General features: G+C 55.6%; 22 protein-coding genes and 4 pseudogenes. 12 read left to right on the forward strand and 14 right to left on the reverse strand.

The window, feature by feature from the left end; translation table 11 throughout:
- Positions 1-8 precede the first annotated feature (8 nt).
- The 3 genes from NJQ98_RS00255 to NJQ98_RS00265 all read left to right on the forward strand — a co-directional run bounded on the left by NJQ98_RS00255 (position 9) and on the right by NJQ98_RS00265 (position 1,542).
- Positions 9-701: a hypothetical protein gene (locus tag NJQ98_RS00255; protein ID WP_262174497.1), complete on the forward strand. Its 693-nt coding sequence runs from the start codon at positions 9-11 to the stop codon at positions 699-701.
- Positions 702-808: 107 nt separating this feature from the next.
- Positions 809-1,108 carry an AbrB/MazE/SpoVT family DNA-binding domain-containing protein gene (locus NJQ98_RS00260; RefSeq protein WP_262174500.1) on the forward strand — a complete coding sequence of 100 codons (300 nt, stop codon included), beginning with the start codon at positions 809-811 and terminating at the stop codon, positions 1,106-1,108.
- Positions 1,105-1,542, forward strand: a complete 438-nt coding sequence (locus tag NJQ98_RS00265) for a PIN domain-containing protein (protein ID WP_262174502.1) — start codon at positions 1,105-1,107, stop codon at positions 1,540-1,542. The genes NJQ98_RS00260 and NJQ98_RS00265 overlap by 4 nt, the downstream gene beginning before the upstream one ends.
- A gap of 217 nt (positions 1,543-1,759) precedes the next feature.
- Here the strand turns inward: NJQ98_RS00265 and NJQ98_RS00270 are convergent.
- The 6 genes and pseudogenes from NJQ98_RS00270 to NJQ98_RS00300 all read right to left on the reverse strand — a co-directional run.
- Positions 1,760-1,972 (reverse strand): annotated as a pseudogene (locus tag NJQ98_RS00270) (fumarylacetoacetate hydrolase family protein); the annotation flags it as partial.
- 156 nt (positions 1,973-2,128) lie between these two features.
- Positions 2,129-2,921 (reverse strand): annotated as a pseudogene (locus tag NJQ98_RS19050) (amidohydrolase family protein); the annotation flags it as partial.
- A gap of 115 nt (positions 2,922-3,036) precedes the next feature.
- Positions 3,037-3,453 (reverse strand): annotated as a pseudogene (locus NJQ98_RS19055) (PIN domain-containing protein); the annotation flags it as partial.
- Positions 3,450-3,986 carry a helix-turn-helix domain-containing protein gene (locus NJQ98_RS00290; RefSeq protein ID WP_262174505.1) on the reverse strand — a complete coding sequence of 179 codons (537 nt, stop codon included), beginning with the start codon at positions 3,984-3,986 and terminating at the stop codon, positions 3,450-3,452. The gene NJQ98_RS00290 and the pseudogene NJQ98_RS19055, both read right to left, overlap by 4 nt.
- Before the next feature lie 411 nt (positions 3,987-4,397).
- On the reverse strand, positions 4,398-5,096 hold the full coding sequence (locus NJQ98_RS00295) for an IS630 family transposase (protein WP_284438486.1): 699 nt from the start codon (positions 5,094-5,096) through the stop codon (positions 4,398-4,400).
- A complete protein-coding gene (locus NJQ98_RS00300) occupies positions 5,077-5,529 on the reverse strand; it encodes a helix-turn-helix domain-containing protein (protein WP_262174508.1) in 453 nt (150 codons plus the stop codon). The genes NJQ98_RS00295 and NJQ98_RS00300 overlap by 20 nt, the downstream gene beginning before the upstream one ends.
- A 104-nt stretch (positions 5,530-5,633) precedes the next feature.
- Here NJQ98_RS00300 and NJQ98_RS00305 point away from each other — a divergent pair, with 104 nt between their 5' ends.
- Positions 5,634-5,984: a hypothetical protein gene (locus tag NJQ98_RS00305; protein WP_262174510.1), complete on the forward strand. Its 351-nt coding sequence runs from the start codon at positions 5,634-5,636 to the stop codon at positions 5,982-5,984.
- Between the two features lie 159 nt (positions 5,985-6,143).
- On the opposite strand, the gene NJQ98_RS00310 is transcribed toward NJQ98_RS00305, so the two are convergent.
- Positions 6,144-7,448 (reverse strand): tyrosine-type recombinase/integrase, encoded by a 1,305-nt coding sequence (locus NJQ98_RS00310; RefSeq protein WP_262174513.1) that lies wholly within the window; start codon positions 7,446-7,448, stop codon positions 6,144-6,146.
- Between the two features lie 351 nt (positions 7,449-7,799).
- On the reverse strand, positions 7,800-8,075 hold the full coding sequence (locus NJQ98_RS00315) for a hypothetical protein (protein ID WP_262174514.1): 276 nt from the start codon (positions 8,073-8,075) through the stop codon (positions 7,800-7,802).
- A 210-nt stretch (positions 8,076-8,285) separates the two neighbouring features.
- On the opposite strand from NJQ98_RS00315, the gene NJQ98_RS00320 reads away from it, so the two are divergent.
- Both NJQ98_RS00320 and NJQ98_RS00325 read left to right on the forward strand, forming a co-directional pair.
- Positions 8,286-8,903 (forward strand): winged helix-turn-helix domain-containing protein, encoded by a 618-nt coding sequence (locus tag NJQ98_RS00320; protein ID WP_262174515.1) that lies wholly within the window; start codon positions 8,286-8,288, stop codon positions 8,901-8,903.
- 17 nt (positions 8,904-8,920) lie between these two features.
- Positions 8,921-9,481: a PIN domain-containing protein gene (locus NJQ98_RS00325; RefSeq protein WP_262174518.1), complete on the forward strand. Its 561-nt coding sequence runs from the start codon at positions 8,921-8,923 to the stop codon at positions 9,479-9,481.
- Between the two features lie 248 nt (positions 9,482-9,729).
- Here the strand turns inward: NJQ98_RS00325 and NJQ98_RS00330 are convergent, their stop codons facing one another.
- From NJQ98_RS00330 to NJQ98_RS00345, 4 genes are all read right to left on the reverse strand, one after another.
- Positions 9,730-10,131 carry a DUF7970 domain-containing protein gene (locus NJQ98_RS00330; RefSeq protein WP_262174520.1) on the reverse strand — a complete coding sequence of 134 codons (402 nt, stop codon included), beginning with the start codon at positions 10,129-10,131 and terminating at the stop codon, positions 9,730-9,732.
- The gene (locus NJQ98_RS00335) at positions 10,131-11,015 is read right to left on the reverse strand and encodes a ParA family protein (RefSeq protein WP_262174521.1); all 885 of its coding nucleotides are present in this window, start codon (positions 11,013-11,015) and stop codon (positions 10,131-10,133) included. Before NJQ98_RS00335 ends, NJQ98_RS00330 begins: the two co-directional genes overlap by 1 nt.
- Positions 11,016-11,554: 539 nt before the next feature.
- Positions 11,555-12,730: a transposase gene (locus tag NJQ98_RS00340; RefSeq protein WP_262174523.1), complete on the reverse strand. Its 1,176-nt coding sequence runs from the start codon at positions 12,728-12,730 to the stop codon at positions 11,555-11,557.
- 65 nt (positions 12,731-12,795) lie between these two features.
- Positions 12,796-13,314 (reverse strand): hypothetical protein, encoded by a 519-nt coding sequence (locus NJQ98_RS00345; protein WP_262174524.1) that lies wholly within the window; start codon positions 13,312-13,314, stop codon positions 12,796-12,798.
- A 267-nt stretch (positions 13,315-13,581) separates the two neighbouring features.
- Here NJQ98_RS00345 and NJQ98_RS00350 point away from each other — a divergent pair, with 267 nt between their 5' ends.
- Positions 13,582-14,172: a hypothetical protein gene (locus tag NJQ98_RS00350; protein WP_262174527.1), complete on the forward strand. Its 591-nt coding sequence runs from the start codon at positions 13,582-13,584 to the stop codon at positions 14,170-14,172.
- 285 nt (positions 14,173-14,457) lie between these two features.
- Here the strand turns inward: NJQ98_RS00350 and NJQ98_RS00355 are convergent, their stop codons facing one another.
- Complete coding sequence (locus tag NJQ98_RS00355) at positions 14,458-14,763, reverse strand: DUF7130 family rubredoxin-like protein (RefSeq protein ID WP_262174529.1); 306 nt, start codon at positions 14,761-14,763, stop codon at positions 14,458-14,460.
- A 186-nt stretch (positions 14,764-14,949) separates the two neighbouring features.
- Entirely contained in the window at positions 14,950-17,205 is a 2,256-nt protein-coding gene (locus tag NJQ98_RS00360; RefSeq protein ID WP_431357491.1) for a heavy metal translocating P-type ATPase, read from the reverse strand.
- A 217-nt stretch (positions 17,206-17,422) separates the two neighbouring features.
- On the opposite strand from NJQ98_RS00360, the gene NJQ98_RS00365 reads away from it, so the two are divergent.
- The 5 genes and pseudogenes from NJQ98_RS00365 (at position 17,423) to NJQ98_RS00385 (ending at position 22,329) form a co-directional block, all read left to right on the forward strand.
- Positions 17,423-18,214, forward strand: coding sequence for a DUF8832 domain-containing protein (locus NJQ98_RS00365; protein WP_262174534.1), 792 nt, complete (start codon positions 17,423-17,425; stop codon positions 18,212-18,214).
- A 132-nt stretch (positions 18,215-18,346) separates the two neighbouring features.
- Positions 18,347-18,451 (forward strand): annotated as a pseudogene (locus NJQ98_RS00370) (RNA-binding protein); the annotation flags it as partial.
- A gap of 372 nt (positions 18,452-18,823) precedes the next feature.
- Entirely contained in the window at positions 18,824-19,111 is a 288-nt protein-coding gene (locus tag NJQ98_RS00375; RefSeq protein ID WP_262174537.1) for a DUF7967 family protein, read from the forward strand.
- Positions 19,112-19,165: 54 nt separating this feature from the next.
- Positions 19,166-19,912 carry a helix-turn-helix domain-containing protein gene (locus NJQ98_RS00380; protein ID WP_262174539.1) on the forward strand — a complete coding sequence of 249 codons (747 nt, stop codon included), beginning with the start codon at positions 19,166-19,168 and terminating at the stop codon, positions 19,910-19,912.
- Positions 19,913-19,977: 65 nt separating this feature from the next.
- Positions 19,978-22,329 (forward strand): heavy metal translocating P-type ATPase, encoded by a 2,352-nt coding sequence (locus NJQ98_RS00385; protein WP_262174541.1) that lies wholly within the window; start codon positions 19,978-19,980, stop codon positions 22,327-22,329.
- Positions 22,330-22,357 lie beyond the last annotated feature (28 nt).

The raw sequence follows: 22,357 nt of genomic DNA on the forward strand, positions 1-22,357 counted from the left end.
GTTTCACTATGGTAGATCCCGATTCGACTATCCCTGAAGAAATTCGCGAGATTCTTGAGGAAGAGGGGTTTGATAAAAAACGCAAACACTCTCGGTGGAACTATACTCATGCGTTCGCCCACAAGAACGCTGATACCCCCCGTAACTCACTCACCCGTAATGATGTTGAGCAGGTACTCGAGCGACATTTTGACGACCTGAAATTTGAAAACACAAGATCGACGAGTAACAATGCACTAGATGATCTCGTCGAAGCTGACATCTTAGAGGTCGAAAAAATGAATTCAGGACACCTCTATTGGTTAGCGCACTCGTTGAACACCGCAGATAGCCAGACATCTGAACCGACAAATGATCTCTCTGCTGGTGCGGTACAACCAACTGAACATGATTCATCAGCTCCATCTACAACATCTACTAGTTCAGCGGAACCGACTGCAGCACACTCGGGCGACAACGTCGCTCGGAGTTCTTCTTTACAACTCCGTGGAATGGTATCGTTACTTACGCTGACAGCCGGCATGTCCCTGACGATTGTGACCCTTGTGTTACTTCGTCTTCCAGTTGTAACAGCTCCATGGCTCGAGAGTGCTGTCCTAGCGTGGATACTCATTTCGCTCGGTGTCGCTGCTGGTACCGTTACTGTCGCTCAGTGGGTCCGTAGGGATCTCGGAGCCTCCTTTGATATTAGTAGTTGGTAGCGCGGTTTCTTGATTCAGTTTTGGGAGTGGGAGAAATAGAACCGCTGAGCGGCATTTGAAAAGAGTATTACAAAGATTGATGTATTACTAATATCTACCCATTACGTATGAGCGATGCAGAAGACGGAACCACCGTCACCGTTACGAGTAAGGGGCAGGCAACGATTCCCAAAGAATTTCGGGACAAGCTCCACATCGACACGCCGGGGAGAGTGCGATTCGTTGAGAACGAAGAAGGAGAAATCGTGATACGGCCAGTAAAACGTCCGTCTGAGATTCGAGGGGCCCTCGGCACGCCCGAGGCCGAGGGAGGTGACCAGACGGCTACTGAGATGCTCAGAGAGGAGCGGGAGCGGGATAAGAAGACACTGGACCAAAAGCACGAGCAGTCAGAAACTGACGAATGAAGGTCGTATTCGATGCCGAGCCGCTCATCGCTTTTGCGTTCGATGAGCCCGGAGCAGGATATGTTGAGGAATTCCTTGACGATGTGTACGACGGTGACATTGACGGGTACGTCACGACGATCAATCTCGCAGAATTTCGGTACATAGCGGCCCGTTTGAGTTCGCCAGAGCGGGCAGATGCCCATATCGAAGACCTCAAGCAGATGGGTGTAACCGAATACAAGATTGACAACTTGTGGGAACTCGCCTCAGACTTGAAAGCAACGTACAGTCTGTCACTCGGAGATGCGTACGCTGTCGCCGCCACCAAGGGGGAAGACAATAACGGGAACAACGTGACACTCCTTGTCGGCGCTGACGATGATTATGATGACTTCGAAGAGGAGGAGGGGTTCAAGCACTTGATTGAACGGTTTCGAGACGAACCCGCCTAACACAAGCGTGAGTGAGACGATTTCCTTTGATACTAAACTAACTCTGAATAAAGAAACTGTATTACCTGCTCTGTTGAATAGCGGTGGTTGTGTAGTCCGGCTAACTCTGAGCCACCTTGTGAGCGGTTGAGGAAGTCGGTCTCAAATCGGGTGTCGTCTCATCATGGCTTAGAGGGCGCTATTCAACAGAGCAGTATTACCAACTACTGATATAGATGAATTTCGACACCTCTGGCCGGTCGTAATCCATCTGGTCGAGTGTCTCCGTGAAGTTCCGACCGACACAGTAGAGGGCTGATGGAGAGCAAGGGTAGGTTAGCGAACCGTCGCGTCCCTGGACGTATTCACCGTCATCTGTGGTCAGGATTCCATCTTCGTACTGCCCACTGACAACACCATCAGATGTCTGCATCCTAGCGAGTTTATCCATCCGTATTCAGTGCAACGGGCAAAAATCCGAGGAAGTTTCGATGGATACCGGTTGAGAAAATCGTAATCTGAACGCCTGAAAACCGGAGCGGTCGACACGTGACCGATGAGCCGAGTCAGGGCTTCTGTTCTTGCGCGCTCGCTCGTTCATCTGAATGTCGAGCGACTTGGCCACCGCTGTCGCCGCTTGACGTATCCCGTCTTCTATGAGGACCTCGCCGTCGACCATCGTGAACTGGACGTCCTCGCCACGGGCAGCGAACACAAGATACGATAGCATCTCGTAGAGTGGCGTGCCACGAGCCGAATCAGTGGACAGTCCGATGATGTCGGCCCGCCACCCCGGAGACAGTTTCCCGAGTCGGTCGAAGCCGGCGGCTTTCGCGCCGTTTATGATCGCCATCTCGAAGATATCCGACATCGGCGTCACCGTCGGATCTAACTGGTCGACTTTCTGCAACACACTCGCCTGTTTCATCTCCGTGAACGGGCCGAGCGTATTGTTACATGGCGACCTCGTTCCCTAAAGCGACGTTGATACCACGGTCGAGATAATCGACGATAGGCGCAATCCCCCTGGCGAGTTTCATGTTTGAGGACGGACAGTGGGTCACATGCTTGCTCGTTTCGGCCAGTAACTCTCGCTCGTTCTCATCGGTCCAGACGCAGTGTGCGAGGACGACATCCTCACTGGTCAGGCCCACCTCGGGAAGCTACTCGATGTTTCGTTTCCCAGTATCTGCTTCGACGGTCACGGTGAAACAGCTCTGTGCCGACTCGTCGATATCGGCGGTATCGTTCACCCTGACCGTCCCGGTGGCGCTGTCGATGGCGAACGCGCCGCCGTCGTTACCTGCGGTGATGTCGTAGCTAACGCCCTGGTCGTCGCTGCCATCGACGTTTGCGTTCACGTCTGTGACTGTCGCGCCGGCGGAGTCACTTTCGCTGACGCTCGCCGACGTGTCCGATGTGAACTCGGGGGTCTCATTGATATCCGAGACAGACACCGAGACGCTCTGGGCGTTCGTTGCGCCCCCTCGCTGGCTTCGACGGTCAGCGAGAAACTGCTGGTTTGTGAGTTGTCAAGAGAACGATATCGTCTGCTTGTCCGGTGTCGAGCAGCTGAGCAGCAAGCCCAACGAGAGCCGTGTCCGCTTTCTCGATGCTGTCCTCATCGCGGTTGGTTTCGTTGGCGATGAACCGGCGGGCTTCGTCCATCACCGTCGACACGAGCGGATTGGTGTAATCGAGTTCGTCGGCGACGACGATCTAGCCCTCTTCGAATCCATCCGGATCGGGTATATTTCTTGAAGGATACGCGTCTGCCGCCGGATCTCCGCCAAGTTCTTCGTAGACACGTCGTGGGACACGTAGTGAGATTTCTGCCTGCCGCACAGCCCGACGAAGACGTTGAAATTTGCCTTTGTTCGGTCCGCCACACCGGACGAAGACGCCCGTGTCGGCGATATATGCCGTTGTCACGCAGCTGTGTCAGCGTACTCGGTCGCAACAGGTTCCAACGCCTGGAGTATGATTTCGGCCTCGAGCGTCGATAGGTCGAGTTCCCGAGCCGCAATCCGATGGTTGACTGTCCCGTCGACGTACTCATAGGCGTACTCAAGGGCAATAGCAAGGCCGTCGAGACCATGGCGCTCGATGTAGACGTCGATGTCCTCATCCTCGTCGCGACGAGCCACAGCTGCGATGAGTGCTGGCGTGATTGTCTGGGTTTCGCCGTCAGTAGACAGCGTGAGTGCAATGGACTCAGCATCGTATTCGTAGGGGCGCTGGTCACGCGTTTTCTCCACTAAGCCAGCGGATTCGAGGTTCTGTACGTAGTCGTAGGCAGTCCCCTGCGGGATATCGAGCTCGTCGAGGACCTTGGATACGGTGACCGGGCCGTGTTGCAAGATGTGAGCGTATAACCGAGCAAGCGCTGGTGTTTCTAGGAGGTCGGCGACCGTCTGTAGCTGCTGAATAGGGGGTCGCCCTGAGCGGGGCGGTGATTGCGCCATCTTAGTTACGAATCATTCATAATTCGTGATAAGGATTCCGACGATCGCGTAGAATCCATGCCCACTCCAACAGTCGCACAGAGGCGGCCGGCTTCAATGGCTCCACCCCGTGGAAGCGGTACCTGAGTTGCTTGTAGCATTTGTGGTGACTAACGGTGGCGGCAGGATATCTGAAACTGATTGCAATTATTGTTGGAAGCACTTCGAGATCTGCGACCACGCGGGGGCTGTCCAATCAGGAGCAGTTTGGTCAGTAACGGTGCTCAACCGAGCGGCACACGAAACGATCTCCCCGTTCCGAATAGTGCCGGTCAACGTTCAACTGCTAGATACGACTGATAGACGCCCTGTAGAGTGAATCTAGCAGATCACAACTGAAGTCCCACTAGTACCGTCCCAAGTGTCGAGTGACTAGTTCTCGGTCTCCTCAGTAGTCGGATAGAGCCGGTGAAGTCTCGTTCGAGCGTCTTCGTTCGTGAACTGCCAATTAACCGTAGCATCCATCTGATTGCGCTCAGTTTCCCACGCAGCGACCTCCGACTGGAGGGTCGCTGCGTCGGGAATCCGTCGGTTGAGACACTGTGTCTGAAGCGAACTCCAGACGAGTTCGGCCATGTTCAGCCAACTCCCGTGCGTGGGCGTATAGTAGAACTCGAAGCGATCGAGATACTCGCGTGCTTGTTCGGGTGGGAAGAATCGATAGAATGCAGCTGGATTGTGCGTGCTGAGGTTGTCCAAGACGACCCGGATGCAGTCAGCATCCGGGTAGTCGTCTGCAATCGCTACCATACCGTCGATCCACTCGGTTGTTCGCCGGCGATCGGTTACGTGGAGGCGACACCAGCCGGTCAACGGTTCAGTCGCCACGTGCAGCATGCACGTGCCGTTGCGTTCGTAGTGGTGATCTGTGCGAGCGACCGCTCCCGGACGGGCCGGGAGCGGGTCGCGGACGTGCTTTCGGAGTTCCTTGCTTGACTCGTCAAAGCAGATGACTGGACGGCTCTCGTCGTACGGTTCTTGATAGAGTGAGAGCAGCGTTTCCATCCGGTAGACGAACTCCGCGTTTTCTTTCGGTGGAATGAGCCAGTATTCAGAGCGGTGTGGCTTCAGGTCGTTTTTTTAGCCGCTGTCTGACGGTTTCTTCGGAGATCGAGTCGAACTCGATCTCCTCAAGGGTGACAAGACGGTCGGCAAGAAGCGCATACGTCCAGCGCGTGCGTCCTTCTGGTGGCTCAGAGCAGGCGAGAGCGACGAGGTGTGCTTCGCCACGTCCGTCGAGTTTCGGTGTGTAGTCGCGGTCGGGTTTGCGGCGATGAATCGCCGCAATCCCTCGTTTTGTGTACGCTTTACGAGCGCGGTGTGGTGTTCCAACTCCACACCCGACGTGCTCACAGATTTCCGCATCTGTGAGCCCGTCATCAGCCTTGAGGAGAATCCTCGCGCGGGTGATGTCTTCTGCTCGGTGTTCACCTTTCGAGACAAACTCTTCGAGTTCACTGCGCTCCTCGCTCGAGAGATCGACGACGTACTTCTTTCGGCTCATTCCTGTAGATACGTGCCCAAAGTAGATAACCTAGCCGTCCACGCTTGGGACGGTACTAGTTAGGCATCACTGTGAATATATAATCCCCTTAACATTCAGGTGTTATGTACGATATCTCGGCAGATCGGAGCGCCAACCGGCTATACATCGACCTCAACGGACGGATGGATACCGAGGAGATCGACGAGGCAGTGGAGGTCTCGGTCGAAAAAGCCCGAAAGCTCCAGGAGGGATTCGATATCGTTAACGACCTCTCGGGATTCAAGCTGCCTTCCCCCGAAGCGGCGGAGCCGATCAAGCGCGCTCAGAAGCAACTCAAGGAGATGGGCGTTGATCGGGTTGTGCGCGTAACGGACGAGAAGACGAATCAAGTCGTCATCAACGCCTTCGAGCGACGGTCCCGAGATGTCGGCTACAGTGGCGAGACGGCTGACTCCGTCGCGGAGGCAGAATAGATGCTCGACGAGACGGAAATCGAAGGGTACGCGGATTGAATTGATCACATCGAATCGACTAGTGCCGCTCCAACGCTCAACTGCTAGATACGAGCGATAGACGCCCTATAGAGAGAATCTAGCAGATCACAACTGAAGCCCCCAATAGTACTCAACGAACTATTCGTCGGAGGATGTAAACGCAGTAGCGAGTTTCTCTCGCATGAACTCCCGCCGTAGTTCCCGTTTGCGCTCGTCGGTGAGATAATCTTCAAAGACGACTTTAGCACTTGCAGAGCCTTGTTCGGAGGCAATATCCTGCACGTGAGTGAGAAGTTCCTGCGTGGTCCGCGAGTAAGCATCATACCAGAAGCGTCGGCCCATGTGGGGCTTGCGTTCGACGCCGTCGATCTCCTTGGGCACACTCGCTTTGTCGGCGAGGTCGTGGAACCATGACGCGATAGTGCTGGGGTAGACATGACCAGTTTGGGACCGCTTCGACGGGAACAGGTAGCCCTCAACACGATCACAGTGTCGCTGAGCCACGTCGGCGCCGTACACAATACTGACCGTCCCCGGGCCGTTCTTTCGCTCCTCGAACTCCACTGATGGACTCTCTCCATCGAGTACCAGCTGATCCTCGTGGAGTGCAGCGACCTCGCCAGCTCGGAGGCCCCAGCCAGCGAGAGCAACCACGAGCATTTTGTCCCGGCTGCGAACTGCCGTGTCGAACATCGCCCGGACGTGCTCTGGAGCGAGTGCGACTGGGTCAGTGTCAGACGACCGTTGCCAGCCGAACCAGTCCTCCGCACCGTTTGTCGGGTTGACGGTGGCGACACGGCGCTCGACGAGCCAGTTGTACCAGTTGCGGATCGCATCGTGAACCCTGGCAATTGTTGAGTCAGCAAACTGCTCACCCATGTAGGCGAACGTCTCGCGACACCGGTCGACGGCCTCGGTCTCTGTGATGTCGGTGTCAGCATTGACCGGGGCGAGCAGGTCATCGGTTCCGTGGCGCTCGCGGTACGAGCGGGCGTAGCGGGCGAGTCGGTAGCGGATTGTCTCGCGAGTACTGTCGGTCCAGTCGTTCGCGGCTTCGTGCTTGGCGTTGAGATACGTTGTGAGGGATTCGCGGGTCCCTTGGTGTTCGATATCCCAATCGTACGAGTCCTGTTGCTCGCCATAGTCGAGCGTCTCCTGCCAGAAGTCGCTGAAGGTCGTATCGTGGTAGGTCGAGAGGGTGTAGGTTAGTCCGCGGAACCCGTTGGCCGAGAGCCATTCGTAGCTTGGGCGATCTGTCGCTGGATCTCGGTCCTCGCGTCGGAGCGCCGGCGCGACCACGACGTCGTAGGCGTCGGCCAGCTGGGCCTCGTTGAGCAGACTCCAGGGGACGTCGTCGGCCGTTCGCCATGGTTTCGTCCGTTCCAGACCCGGGGAAGACTTGCTCGTACCCGTTTCTGAATCTGAGTCGGCCGATTTGGGCATGTAGCGTGTTTTAGTCTGAACTATGATAGTTTTGTCGGGACAGCAGACGTGTGCTGGACTCACAGCTCTACGGCCCAACAGCAAAATTTGCTATAAACTTCATATCGCTACATACAATGCGACAAACTTTCTGACCTTTTAGACTCAATAGAATACAAGAAGATGATTTGCCTTCCATGAGTGTGTCGGGTATAGGTGTACGAGCGTCCCGCTCACAGCAATCTTTTCGCCGACTAGACAGCCGGCATCTCCCGAGACCAGTGACCGAAGCGCCTGTCGGTCAGAGAGTGGAATTATTTTACTCCGGCGAGAGATTATCTATGTTAATCTCGAAGTTGAGCGTCCCGTTGATCACCTCGCGGTTGACCGGGACCTGTTTACCGACCAATCGCTCAATTTCGTCCGGACCAGCCCGTAGACGTCCAGAACCCGTTTCAGATCGCAATTGGCTCCCCAGACTGGCGGGCGGTTGAGCCACTGTTCGAAGTCGGGGCTGCCCGGCAACTGGAGGTGGAGACACACTTCGTGGCTCTCCTCGGTGACCTCAACGATTTCAACAGTGTCGAGGTCACCATTCGATCGCACGCTGTCCAAAGCGTCGGTGGTGTTGTCGATATCTCCGTCCATGTACGGCCGTGGCGTCGCCCACGTCTAATCTCTTACTGACGACACGCTCGAAGAACCCGACAATCCAATTCGGGTCGCGAACGCATTGACACAGCCATCCAGTATTGCTTGACCAGTACGAACTGAAACAGTCTGACGGGGGGAGAGGTAAGTATTTTGCCCGTAGCAGTCCCAACGCTTATTGTTTCTAGTTTCGTAACTCTATACAGGATGAGCTACGATACGGAACACGTACGAAACGCTGGGGACAGCCCAGGTATGATTACTGGCGTCCCAACGTTCACCGAATTACTCGATAATTCGGAGCTTGCTGCCCTCTATACAGCGGTTCGCCACGAAAAGACAACGACAGGACCAGAACTCATCGACACGACATCCGTCTCGAAAAAGACGGTCTATGATTATCTTCACAAGTTAGAGCAAGCTGGGCTTATTACCACGGTCGGTGAGGATGCAGGAACTACCGTGTATGCTGCTGAAGAGTTCGAACTCACGCTGACAATCCGTGAGACGCAGGTCTCGATCACACCCGAGCTTATCGAAGTCATTGCACACCAAAATGAGCATCCTGCTATTGACCGGGTTCTCAAAGACTACGGTATCATCACGTTTGCACTGGCATACGACCTCGTGAAAGCACACAGCGACGGTGATGTCACGATTCGGCAGATTGCGGAGCTCACGGATCTCTCTCCCGGTACTACATACGACCTCGTCGAGGCTCTCTATTCGATTTTGGATCTCGGTGACGATACGAGCCCAACGACGTACACGCCTACGGATTTTGATGAGGAGGATGACCTTCTCGAGGAATTTGGTGGCGAATAGAGCTATCTTAGCGAGAGATGTACACTGCCAATATTGCAGACACGGTGATGTTTCGTAATCTGGGGAAGGAACCCAGTACACGCTTACAGGTGCTCAAGGAAGCGGTAGAGGACGCTAATACAGAAATTTGGGTGCCAGCAGCGGTCTATCACGAGCTGTCGGACACGCGTGAAACAAACTCACCGGCAAATCCATATCTTGATACAGCGATCGAAGAAGGCTGGCTTCGGGTAGCGACACCTCTGCCAGGAGATAGAGGTGAGGAGTTCAATCAGAATGCTAGTGCAGTCGAAAAAGCACGGATTGTCGCAGATGACTTTCTCAACCAGCAAAGCAAGTACCCAGTGACAAACAACTGGCGAGATGCTGCTCTAGTCGCATTAGCAGTTCGATTGTTCGATGAGAACACCCGTATTCGTGTGATTACCCATACCGCAGACCAAAATCTAGCGAAGGCGTGTGCTCGTATTCCGCCTGAATTTGGATACTACGAGATCAAATCCCGATACTACAATCCTCCCCAGACAGCAAAAGCTGAATTTCCAACCGTCAACAACCTCACATGGGACGGCATTTGAGAATCGCTTCAGACGATTATCGGTCGATATCTAAACCTCTGTGTCAGTAGGACAACGAAAGTTGTGGCTTGTCGAATTGAAAGTGGACGTGGAATATCTCCCCCGGCAGTCCTTCGTGAGCGGCTTGTGAACCAAATCAGAACCCGATCTGTATTTGAAACGAAGACCCCTTGACTCCTGAAAAAGAGTCCCAAACTTCCACTTAGGTAACCCGGTTTCAACAACAAGCTGCGACAGAATATCCAACGCTATCTTCGGTTCTCGATAACTAGTTCGGCAAGCCGCTCTGGCTGCTCAATAGCCAGCTGTAGGAGAGCTTCATGATATTCTCGCTTGGGTACGTCTCGAAGCCCCTCATCTCGGAGGCGGCGTTTAACCTCGAAATCTAGTGTGTCATCAAACTCAGTTAAAGTCTCTACAGTTGGATAGATAGCCTCCTGCTTGCTGTCCTCAAACGGAAATGCTGGGTGATCTAACGAACTGGATGATGAGTCAGATGTAGTAGTGCCCTTGGTCGGGCTATGTGATCGTTCCGAGTCACCAGCGAGATTTGTTGATCCCTGTTGACTGGCAGCTTCTGGAGCCCCCGCACTTTTTGATTCCTTGCCGTCCTGCTCACTCATTGCCTCATCCAAATCATCAAACCCCATCAGCGAGCCACCTCCCCGGTTTCAACGATTTGGGCGAGCTCATCATAGCATGACAATTGATCGCACTCCGGGTCATAGTCTCTGAGCGGCACTCCTTCGTCATTCGCGTTGTCTATAGCTGCTCGATGTCGAATACCTGGTAATGGGCCGTCATATCCGCCATTATCAACCCGCTCCCAGTCAGATTCGGAGAGGTACGCGAAGTTGGGGACGTGCTTAGCCACAGCTTCCCGGGTGGTCATTTCCCGCAGAAGGGCCCGATCTCGTGTATCTTGATCGATGCGAGTAGAGAGGTCGGTCGGGACAACACTGAGGATGTTCAGGTCAAAGTACTCACGCGCGTCCATAACCAACCGCTGGACGGTATTGGTCAGTCCAGTCTCGTAGCCATTCTCAGGTCGCAGTGGGATAATGATATTCCCGGTCGCGTACATCGCATTGTCATTGAGTTTCCCCCGATTCGCCGGGCAGTCGATGATGATATAATCATATACCTCACCGAGAAGTTCATCAACTAACTCTTGTTTCAGGCGCGTCGTCCCCATTGTCGCTTCTTTTAATCCAGATTGGACATCTTCGAGTTCGACATGTGAGGGGAAGAGGTCGAGACCTTCAGCGACGCTTGTAATGTACTGCTGGGGATCGTCGCCATCAAGAAGAACGTCAGCAACGTGGTTTGTACCCCATCGATCTCCACTGTAAGCATCATCGTGGCCAAGAATTAGCGTCATGTGACCATTGTCGTCAAGATCAACCAGGAGTGCCCGTTCGTTTCGATGGCCGAGTTCCCGTGCGAGATTAATCGCAGTGGTGGTTTTTCCAAACCCGCCTTTTAAAACGCCGACCGAAACTGCACGAGGTTCAATACCTTGCGTACCACTCATATCTTGCTTACCTACCTGAGGTGGCTTAGCTATTTTGGTCAAGGTACCTAAGGTAACTAAGGTAACTAAGGTGGCTTAGCTACACCACCTGAGCCACCTTAGGTAAATTAGTACCTATTGTGGAAAATGAATGAATAGTCGACCACTAGACAATTCGTGATTGTCTGGATAGCGAGGTCAACGAAGAATGGCCACTGGCCGAGTGGTTTTGTTTATTGGACTAAACGTAAGCACTTGGATCTGAGAAGAATTTCCCTGTATTTGATGATCTGAAGCCCCCTGATGGCCTTTTGAAGCCACTACTGTTTTAGGTAAACTGTATTTCGCTATACTAATTTTGGTCGCTGGAGTTGCGAATCCCCCGCTGAGCGTTCACGGATTCACCCAGTTTCGACCGGCTACCTCCGGATTCCTACCCCGATCTCCCCACCGAAACCTATCAGAAAAAGCGACTACTAACGAGAACCCGGGGAATCAACCGAAAAATAGCGGCGCTGCCTACTGATAGCTCTGCCGACGGGGCGAACCCGGAATGAGCATTAAATGAGTGTGACCAGCTCCCGATCGAGCCAGTCAAGGAACCGCGACAGGGTGATTCGCGGTTTCGTCCGTGTCTCGATCACCCCGATTCGGTCCTGCGTCAGGAAGTCAACCAAGAGCCACATGTTGTAGATGACACACCCGAACGCGAAATGGAACCATCTCACTCCGAATTCTTTCGACGTCGTCCAAGCAGCTGCCTCCTTCACTGAAGAGTATGAATTCTCAATCGCACCACGGTCCTGGTATTGCTCCACTTGATTTCTCGCCACCCGCCGATCTAACGAGAGCTCATCACTCACATCCAAACTCGTCAAGAACGGTTGCGGGGAGTCTCGCCCATGCACGTCATCGTCATCGTCCGGAGGGAGAACAACGACGGTCGTCGTCACCTCCGTGTTTGAAACCTCGTGTTTAACCGAACCGTACATCGATAGGTCCGGTTCCACGTACAGCGGGGTATCGTCTTCAGTGTCGTACCCACTTTTCTTCCGGTCGAACCGATCACACATTCGCGCGATTCGGTCGTTTTTCGCAGCCGGAATCACGTAGTCTAACTCCTTCTGCTCGAGCGTGTGGATCACGTCCGCAGCGTGGAACTCACGGTCTGCATACACCATCCGGATATTCACGTACTCGTCGGCAATCGAGAGAAGTCGGCGTGCAACATCACCAACGTAATAGGATTGATCCTTACCCGCGTACGCGCCAGTGTCTGCCCACTCAGTACTTCCAAGCGGGCATACCCCAACAACATAGTGCGTGTTCTCTCCGACAATCACGACGGTGGCGAATTTGTGACACCAATCGTAGCCTTTGTCCTCTGGTGTGCCTTGCACCCACTGCATCTCGTCACGATCGCCATAATACGCGACGTACGTGATGTCCAGCGCGATTTTTGACCGCACCCCGAACCGTGACCCATCATTATTTTCGAGTTGCTGAAGACGCGGTTTCGCGCGAGTGTACGTCTTCCGCAGCGCGAAATTCATGACCCGGCCGATTTGTTCGACGGACATTTGCTTCATCGACTCCAGAAGAGTCTCACCAGACGGCCCAGCCTCGTAGAACGGGTCATCGAGGTCAGGATTCGGATTCTTCTTGTCACCGAGAGTATCCCCAGCCCCGTTCGCCGCCGAGTGCTTGATGGCAGCTATCGATTCTAATTCGAGCAATTCGTCGTCATCGTAGATTGCGTCATCTGAGCGCGGTAACGATATCGATGGGATAATCGCGTCATTCAGCTCATCCAGTACGTCACGACCTTTCTTCCGAAGGAGCCGCTGAACCGTTCGGTTCGACGGCTCTGAGTCATCCTCATCAGCACGGTCTGCACCACACTGAGTGAGTTGACACCCAATGGTGAGCCGCGCTCAATAGCCACGTCTCGAATCGCTTCAGCCCCGCGCGTGACGGTGTGCTCTAAGGTTTCAAATCGGTCTTCGACCCGACACGGGCGAAACGTTGCCGGAGACGGAAGGTCAGCCGGGTCAAATCCGAATGCTGCTGCGAGCTCGGGATCATCGCTCAATCGTGTCCGTAATCCACCGAGTGGTTCATCCTCGACCTCTGTCCACAGGTGCGACAGGAACATCGGCCGGAACGGTGTCCCAGTGGTCCACTCGGGGTGGGAGTCACCGTACTGATAGCGACTCACATCAAGCTCCTGTGCAAGCTCGACCCAGTCCGTCTCTTCATCGATGATGTCAGCCGCATTCTCAGCTAACGAATTGTGGTACTGGTTGGTGTCGTCGGTCACCAGTACCCCCTCCAAGTGTAGGTGTTACTACGCGCTCTGCGGGTGGCGATCGTTTGGCGCGTAGCGGCGAGAGGCATTGCTTTCTCGCCGTGTACCACTCCAGACTGGAGTGTATGCATCTGGGTGTGATTACCGAAAGAGTCGGGATAAATGGCTGAAAGCAGCAGCTGATGTGCTATTCTCGGTCACCGTCAAAATCCGAACTAGAGCGAATCTGGAGTTAGGTCGGGTTCCTATGTCGTTCCAAATTAGAGCGGTACGCAACGGATGAGTACGACGGTTGAGGAGTTCCTACAGCGAAAAGGCGGCGTCGGGCTGCTATCGGTGTTGAACGAAGCCGGAAAGACATATTCGGAAGTTGAATCGGAAGTGGCGATTACTTCTGACACGATTAGCAAACGGAAAGATGAGGCGCTGGACATCGGACCGATCGAAATCCAGCCTGCACGTCGGCATGGTCGTACCCTGAACGAATACCATTTGACTGACTTCGGTGAAGCAGTCGCAGAACGATTGGCGGTCGAGGGTGTGGTGAGTAACTATCATTCTATGCGGATGCATCAACGGAAAGTCGAAGAAGGAACAGAGGAGGTAGCGGAGTGGTTAACCGAGAATCCGAATCACTTCCAGCATTTCCCAGAAGTCACCGAAGAAACTCTCATTAATCGCACTGAGGAGAATGAATCAGTATCGGCGTCCGGCGGTCGGGACGATGTTGACCTCCCGGAGGAGGTTCCAGAATCGACTGATGGTGAGGATGCTGAAGATGAAAATGGGGATGGTCGGGTTCAGCACGAAATTTCTGATGTGGCGGAGTACGCGAAGGCCGATGAAGCCAGCAAATCTGACAAGGAATAAATCCCGTAAATTACCAGGAACAGGTATGCTGAGGAGAAATCCTGTATACCGTTATTCTGGCTCTATTGAAACCCTATTCTTCAGATATATTTCTGCCTGAAGCAACCGTTCGATGAGAGCTGCGTATTGATCACCTGGATTCCTACCAATTCCAGATGATGTTCAGAACGCCTTGCAAGATCCAGGGCGCGAATACGACACTCCAAATAACCGAACCAGTCAGAATTAGTGTTGGCGCCCTACAGACGAGGTATTTGATTTCATTACGTCACAGACAGGAAATGTTCAGTCCTCAAGGTAGGCATAGAGTTCTTCTTGGCCTTGTCCACAGTTCGGACATTGGTTCGGGATCTCGTCGATGTCGCCTACCTCTCCACAATTTGAACACCGCCAAATAAGATAGCCTTCACCGTAGTTCTCGTTCGGAGCGTGTTCTAGGGAGAGTTTCGAGAAGTCGTCGTGTACATTTACCTCAACTCCGATGTCAGTAATTCCCTGAATTACACCAATTTCCACACCGTCACTGGTGTACAGCTTTTGTCCGGGTTTGAGCCTGACGTCGCTAGGTTGACTCTGTTCGTCGTGAGGCATAGGTTAGCTTGCACTCGATTTTACATAACTTCTGGGTGCGTACTGGCTTCCTTACTAAACAAACGCTGGGGTATCTCAAGATCCAATTCCACTGAGGCCATCACGCCAATTCGGACGTCTCCTGTAGCTCATCCCGCAGCCTACACAAGTTCATTTTGGGAGTATAATAGAGCCATTTAGAACAAACTAGTCTGCTGGTCGTGTTTCCACCGGAGCGGAGCCTCCCGGTAGGCTTGGCAGGCTGAGGTCACTCCGACGGAGGAACTGTGCGTTGATAGCTACGATAATCGTCGATAGTGACATCAGAACTGCGCCAATCGCTGGCGAGAGGAGAATCCCAATCGGTGCGAGTACCCCCGCTGCTAACGGGATAGCGAAAATATTGTACCCCGCAGCCCATACGAGGTTTTCTTGCATCTTCCTGTAGCTTTTCCGGGAAAGAGAAATGAGACGCACCACGTCAACCGGATTGTTCTGGACCAGTACAATATCAGCGGCTTCCACCGCAACATCTGTCCCGCTTCCGATTGCGATGCCGATATCTGCCCGAGTCAGAGCAGGTGCATCATTCACACCGTCGCCAACCATTGCCACCTTTTTCCCTTGCTCCTGAAGCTCGATGATTTTCTTGTCTTTGTCCTCCGGTAAGACCTCAGCAAAATAGGTATCGATTCCCAAGTCGTCGGCGACGGCCTTGGCAACATCCTCGGAGTCACCCGTTAGCATCGCTACTTCGACACCCATGTCGTGAAGCGCTTCCACGGCCTGCCGGCTTTCCTCACGGATGACGTCCGCGAGAGCTATTGCTGCGACAGCTTGGCCGACACGAACCAGATAGACAACCGTCTGGGCGTTCGAACCTGCCTCTTCGGCAAACTCCTTGAGTTCGGTAGATGGTTCAATTGAAAGGTGGGTTAAAAGATTCGGCCCGCCGACGTGGACAGTGTCGCCGTTGGAAGTAGCACGAACCCCGCGTCCTTTGATGGCCTCGAAATCCCGTATTTCGGGAAGGGAAAGGTCTCGCTCTGTTGCCGCCTCACGGATCGCTTGAGCGATGATATGCTCAGAATCCCCTTCGATTGCAGCCGTTAACGCGAGTGCCTCATCTTCGTCTACTCCTGAGAGGGTTTCTACCTCAACAACACCTTGCTCTCCCTTCGTGAGCGTCCCGGTTTTGTCAAAGACGACCATGTCCACGTTCCTGGCTTCCTCCATCGCAATACGATCGCGGATGAGCATTCCATTACGGGCCGCCAGCGACGTATTGATCGCAACGACGAGTGGAATTGCGAGTCCGAGTGCGTGCGGGCAGGCAATGACGAGGACGGTCACTACCCGGGCGATGACCTCAACATCGAATCCGACAGCGATGATCCAACCGACGGCAGTGATAGCAGCAGCAGCGACGGCAACGTAGAACAACCAGCCCGCAGCTTTGTCCGCGAGCATCTGGGTTCGAGACTTACTCGTCTGTGCTTCTTCCACTAACCGCATAATCCCGGACAAGGTAGATTCGTCGCCCGTTGCCGTGACGCGCACCCGAAGGCTGCCCTCTCCATTGATCGTCCCACCGATGACTTCGTCACCCGGTTCTTTCGAAACGGGACGGGATTCCCCCGTAATCATCGCCTCGCTTACGTCCGAATCCCCCTCCTCAACGACACCGTCTGCGGGAATATTGGCTCCGGGGCGAACGAGAACCAGGTCGCCCTCTTTGAGGTTTCCGACAGGCACTTCCTCGGTCTTTCCGCTTTCGGTGATTCGTTCGGCAGTATCCGGCAGGAGTTTCGCAAGTTCATTGAGTGCCCCCGAAGCCTGGCGCACTGAACGCATTTCGATCCAGTGGCCCAGTAGCATGATGTCGATGAGGGTCACTAGCTCCCAGAAGAAATCCATCCCAATCGGGGCAACCACGGTTGCGAGACTGTAGACGAATGCGACAGAGATCGCCATCGAGATCAGCGTCATCATGCCGGGCACCCGGTCACGGAGTTCCGGGAGAGCCATCTGAATGAAGGGAACACCCCCGTAGGCGAAGACAACGACCGACAGCACGGGGCTGACCCAGACACTTCCCGGGAAGGCTGGCACAGAGAAGCTCAGTAGTTCTTGTAGCCCTTCGCTGTAGAGAAGGACAGGTATAGAGATAATGAGACTGACGAAGAATCGCTTCTTGAACATCTGCTCATGGCCGACGTGACTCCCGCCATGGCCACCATGTCCTCTGTGTTCAGTATCTCGGTCACCACCGTGTCTTTGACCCATTCCGTGTCCCTCATGCGTTGATGCAGTAGCGTGGTCTTCTAGCAACGATTGCTCGACAGGCGCCTCTGGATGAGATGAACCGTTCTGGATGTGATGTGCTTCATCTGAATTTTCTTCTGACGGGCGAGCAGTCTCACTACTTTTATCATGAGTTTGGTGGTCGTTGTGATTTGGCATAGATGGAGTTCCCTGTAGCGGATTGCTGATGCGCTATCACCGTTAGCATAAGTATATTGTTTTGTCCCACAACTTAGTATTCGTGGGTGGTGATACTATGGGTTGCGCTGAATTCCCATCGTTTAGAGCCCAAATCCCGTCAAATATGTATTTATCTTCTCACACCGCACCCAGAAGAGTCCCCTAGTTTGTAGAGCTTCGGTGTACATGTATGCGTATGGAAGGGAACTCTGGTCACGGCAACCACGGCACCTCTCACGAAGCGCCCCAGGGACATTCGCCGGGAGAACACACGATACCCGGCGGGTTAGCTCTCGACGCAAACGGGCTCCGATTCGACCCATCGGAGACGCGCTTTGAAGCGGGAACTGCTATAGAGTGGACGTTCAGCATCGTGAACAACGATGGCGAGCCAGTGACAGACTTCGACTACGCACACGGCCAGCGTAGTCATCTCATAATTGTGCGCCGTGATTTAACCCGGTTCCAGCACCTTCATCCGAAGCTTGACTCGGATGGAACCTGGCATGTCGAAAACTTCCCACTTCCAGATCCCGGAGTATATCGAGCGTTCGTTGATATCGTCGTCGACGGCCAACCGGCAACTCTGGGCTTCGATCTGTTCGCGTCAGGTTCGGGAACAATCGATGCACGACCGAGCTCGTCCCTTCAGGCGACAGCAGATGGATACGAGGTGGAGCTGATTACAGACGGAACCACTCCCGGCGAAGCAAGTCAACTGCAGTTCGAGGTTTGTCAGGATGAAGCACCGGTGGCAAACCTCGATGAATATCTCGGAGCTCGTGGACACCTCGTAGCAATCCGCGAAGGCGATTTAGCATACCTCCATGTCCATCCTAAGGAAACCGATCCTGACAGCGGAGTCATCCAGTTCATAGCTCGGTTTCCAACGGTAGGCCGGTATCGGCTCTTTTTGCAGGCAAAGCCCAATGGAACCCTGATTACAACATCTTTTGACATTCATCTTGAGAATAAGACAACGCCATAACAGAGATGCGGGGTTTATTGAAACTCAAACATGGGGCAATTTCAGTCCCGTGTTGACTACACTCTCTATATCTTGTACGGTGTTCCTGCCAAGAATGAGATCGATTTCGATCTTTCGTGTTACATCGCTCACCTCGGCCGAGCGATGGCCGACGGGTCGGATATGGTCGGGGATTCGGGGAAGGTCGTCAAATCCATCCACCACGTCGGCGGCGACCTGTTCGAGTTTTCGGTGTAGGGCTGCCGAACACCGAATTGCTGTAGCAAAGATTTGAGTTATAGCGGCATTCACAGCCGATTTGCCGCGATACAACCCGGATATGAATTGTTGGTGTATGTGAAATTACAAAAGTCGGTGTATAATATAGAGACTGAGTTCGGCACGAGAGTACTTTTTGCAGGCTGGATTCAGCGAACCAGCTGTTCAGTAGGCCTGCGAACTAATCGCTAGTCTCCCTCCAAACAGCAATGATGTTCTGACCAGCGTGCAAGATACAGAGTTCTATCTTGTATCAGGGAAGTCAGCCGACCGATTGCAACCGTTGTGTCTGTGCTATCTTGTCTTGTTCCCAACACTATCTCTTTCTGACTCGAAGCAGAACAAGCAGCTATGTCAAGCAATTCTGACCTGAACGATGTCCGCGTCTGGCTTGTAGAGCGAACGTACTCCGACGACGAGCAGAACCTTATCATCCTCACCTACGCAACACCCGACGGTGAGCAGTACTACCGGAAGGAACGGGCACTCACCTCCTTCACCGACATCAGAGATACCACCGCCGCCGTCGACGCTGATCCAAATAACCTCGGCGCAGTCGACGACGCTGACCTCCAAGAACAGTACGCCGCCGAGGCACAGCGAATGCGGGACGTGCACGACCCCGACGACGTGATCTGACCACTCGCAGCATCGGGCAGACGTGTTATGTCCACGCGACGCCTACAGGCAGCTATGCGCGAACTTGTCTTCGCCCTCAAATACGAGCCGGGGTGTAACAGGGTTGCCGACGCCCTCGCCGACCACCCCGACGCTCGGATCCGTTCGCTCTCGCTGCACGCCACCGCCGAGCAGCTCTGGCGGGTCGACCACGCCATCGGTACCCCGGAGGCGCTCGACGCAATCGAGGACGCGTTCCTCACCAGCGACTACTATGCCGACTGCCTCGCGACCGAGGACTGCAGCGCTACCCAAACCACGCGCGTCCTCGACCGCGCAGACGACACGCTCGTTCTCTATTCCGATTGGCAGCGCACCCCGACGTGCGCGTCCGTCCCCCACATCGCCCGTGACCACCTCGGCGACAGCGTGCTGTTCGAGACCCGCCACAAGGGTCGCCACTACACGTGGCGGCTCATCCACTCCGGTGAGGGCGACGTGAGCGCGTTCTTCGACGACCTCGCGGCAGCCGTCGGGGACTGTGCCCAGACGGAAATGCTCCGAACCGCAGATACCGCGACACCGGCCAGTGGTGGCGACGAGAATCGGGACGGACTGTCACCCGAGCAGGAGGCCGCGCTCCAAGCGGCCGTCGAACACGGCTACTACGAGTCGCCACGCGAGGTCGATGTCGGTGAACTGGCCGATCATCTCGATGTCCCGCGTTCCACGCTCACGTACCGACTCAGGCGGGCCGAGGAGGTGCTGGCGAAGCAGTACATCGGGAATAGACCAGTGGCCGAGAAGCCACGCTCGCTCTGACCACCGCTTCTAGTTTGGAATATTCCAATCAAGCCTTATCGAGCTGACGCCCCTACCAGCAGGTAATGACAAGCGAACCGAGCGGGGCAGAGCGGGCGAGCGATGACGGACAGCAACGGGAGTTGACTGTCCGACTCACCGTTCCCGAGATGGACTGCCCGTCCTGCGCCCAGAAGGTCGACAAGAGCCTCCAGCGCGTCGACGGCGTCGTCGATACGATGCTCCAACCGACGACCGGCACGGCGACGGTTACGTACGACTCCGGCCGCATCGACGAAAGCGATGTGGTGCAGGCCATCGAGAATGCGGGGTACGAGGTCGTCGGTGGTGGTGACGATGGTGAGGACGGAGCGGACAGTGGCATGGACATCGCGCCGCCGTCGGAGGTGTGGACGAGTCCCCGCGCCATCAAGACGTGGATTGGGGCAGTGCTCCTCGTTGGCGGGCTTCTCTTCGAGTTCCTCCTTACTGGCCAAAACGCAACCATCGCGAGCGTCCTCGACTACCCGCTCCACGTCGCGGACGTGCTGTTCCTCGGCGCGGTCGTCGCCAGCGGGATTCCGGTCATCCGCGGTGGCTACTACTCGGCAAAGAATCTGAGTCTCGACATCGACCTGCTGATGGGGACGGCGATCATCGCCGCGACCGGTATCGGCTACTTCGTCGAGGCCGCCACGTTGGCCGTCCTGTTCAGCGTCGCTGAGATGCTGGAGGACTACGCGATGGACAGAGCCCGCGACTCCCTGCGCGAGCTGATGGAACTCTCTCCCGACGAGGCGACTGTCCGGCGCGACGGCGAGGAAGTGACGGTGCCCGCCGACCAGGTGGAGGTGGGCGAGACCGTGATCGTCCGACCCGGCGACAAGATCCCCCTCGACGGGACGGTCATCGAGGGCGAGAGCGCCGTCGACCAGTCGCCGATCACCGGCGAAAGCGTCCCCGTCGACAAGACCGCCGGCGACGAGGTGTACGCCGGCGCGATCAACGAGGAGGGCTACCTTGAAGTCGAGGTCACGTCGACGGCGGGTGACTCCACGCTCTCACGCATCATCGAGATGGTACAGGGCGCACAGGCGAAGAAGACCGAGAGGGAGCAGTTTGTCGACCGGTTCTCAGGCTACTACACGCCGATCGTGGTCGTGCTGGCGATCCTGACCGCCGTCATCCCACCGCTGCTCATCGCCGATCCCGTATCGGTGAACGTGGCCGGGTATGGGGTCAGCTTCGCCGGCGACTGGCAGACGTGGTTCATCCGTGGACTCACTCTGCTGGTGATCGCCTGCCCGTGCGCGTTCGTCATCTCGACGCCTGTCTCCGTGGTGTCGGGCATCACCAGCGCCGCGAAGAACGGTGTCCTGATCAAGGGTGGCAACTACCTCGAGGCGATGGGCGAGGTAGACGCCGTCGCCATCGACAAGACGGGCACGCTCACGAAGGGCGAACTTGCCGTCACCAACGTCGTTCCGGTCGGCGACGCCGACGAGGCAACGCTGCTCCGGTACGCCGCCGGACTGGAGCGACGTAGCGAGCATCCTATCGCCGAGGCGATTCTCGCCCGCGCCGACGAAGCAGGCGTCGGCGACCTCCCCGAACCCGAGGGCTTCGAGAGCCTGACGGGAAAGGGTATCCGCGGGAAGATCGACGGCGAGACGTACTACGCGGGCAAGCCCGCGCTCTTCGAGGAGATGGGCTTCGACCTCTTTCGGGCTCGCCGCGAGACGGACGGGGGTGTCGTGGCAGGGGAGACGGACGAGTCCGACGATGGGGCGTTCGCCGAGGATGTGCTTGCCGCGCTGGAGCAGGAGGGCAAGACGGTCGTGATTGTCGGCACGGAGTCGGAGCTTCTGGGTGCCATCGCCATCGCCGATGAGGTGCGCCCCGCCTCGAAGCGGGCCGTCGAGCGCCTGCACGAGTTGGGCGTCGAACGCGTCGTGATGCTGACCGGCGACAACGAGGGCACCGCGCGGGCAATCGCCGAGGAGGTCGGCGTTGACGAGTACCGCGCCGAACTCCTGCCCGACGAGAAGGTCGAAGCGGTCGAGGAACTGCAGGTGGAGTACGGCGACGTGGCGATGGTCGGAGACGGTATCAACGACGCACCCGCGCTCGCCACCGCCGAGGTCGGCATCGCGATGGGCGCGGCCGGCACCGACACCGCGCTCGAAACTGCAGACATCGCACTGATGGGCGACGACATCGGGAAGCTGCCGTACCTCTACGAGCTGTCGCACACGGCTAACGGCGTGATCCAGCAGAACATCTGGGCGAGCCTCGGCGTGAAGTTCCTGCTCGCGCTGGGCGTGCCGCTGGGGCTGGTGAGCGTCGCGCTCGCAGTCGTCGTCGGCGATATGGGGATGAGCCTCGGCGTCACGGGCAACGCGATGCGACTGTCGCGGATCGAGCCCGACGACACCTAACGGGCCCGTTCACTCTCCAAGCGGGTGG

It is taken from the genome of Haloarcula laminariae, assembly GCF_025457605.1.
In the GTDB taxonomy this organism is placed as follows: domain Archaea; phylum Halobacteriota; class Halobacteria; order Halobacteriales; family Haloarculaceae; genus Haloarcula; species Haloarcula laminariae.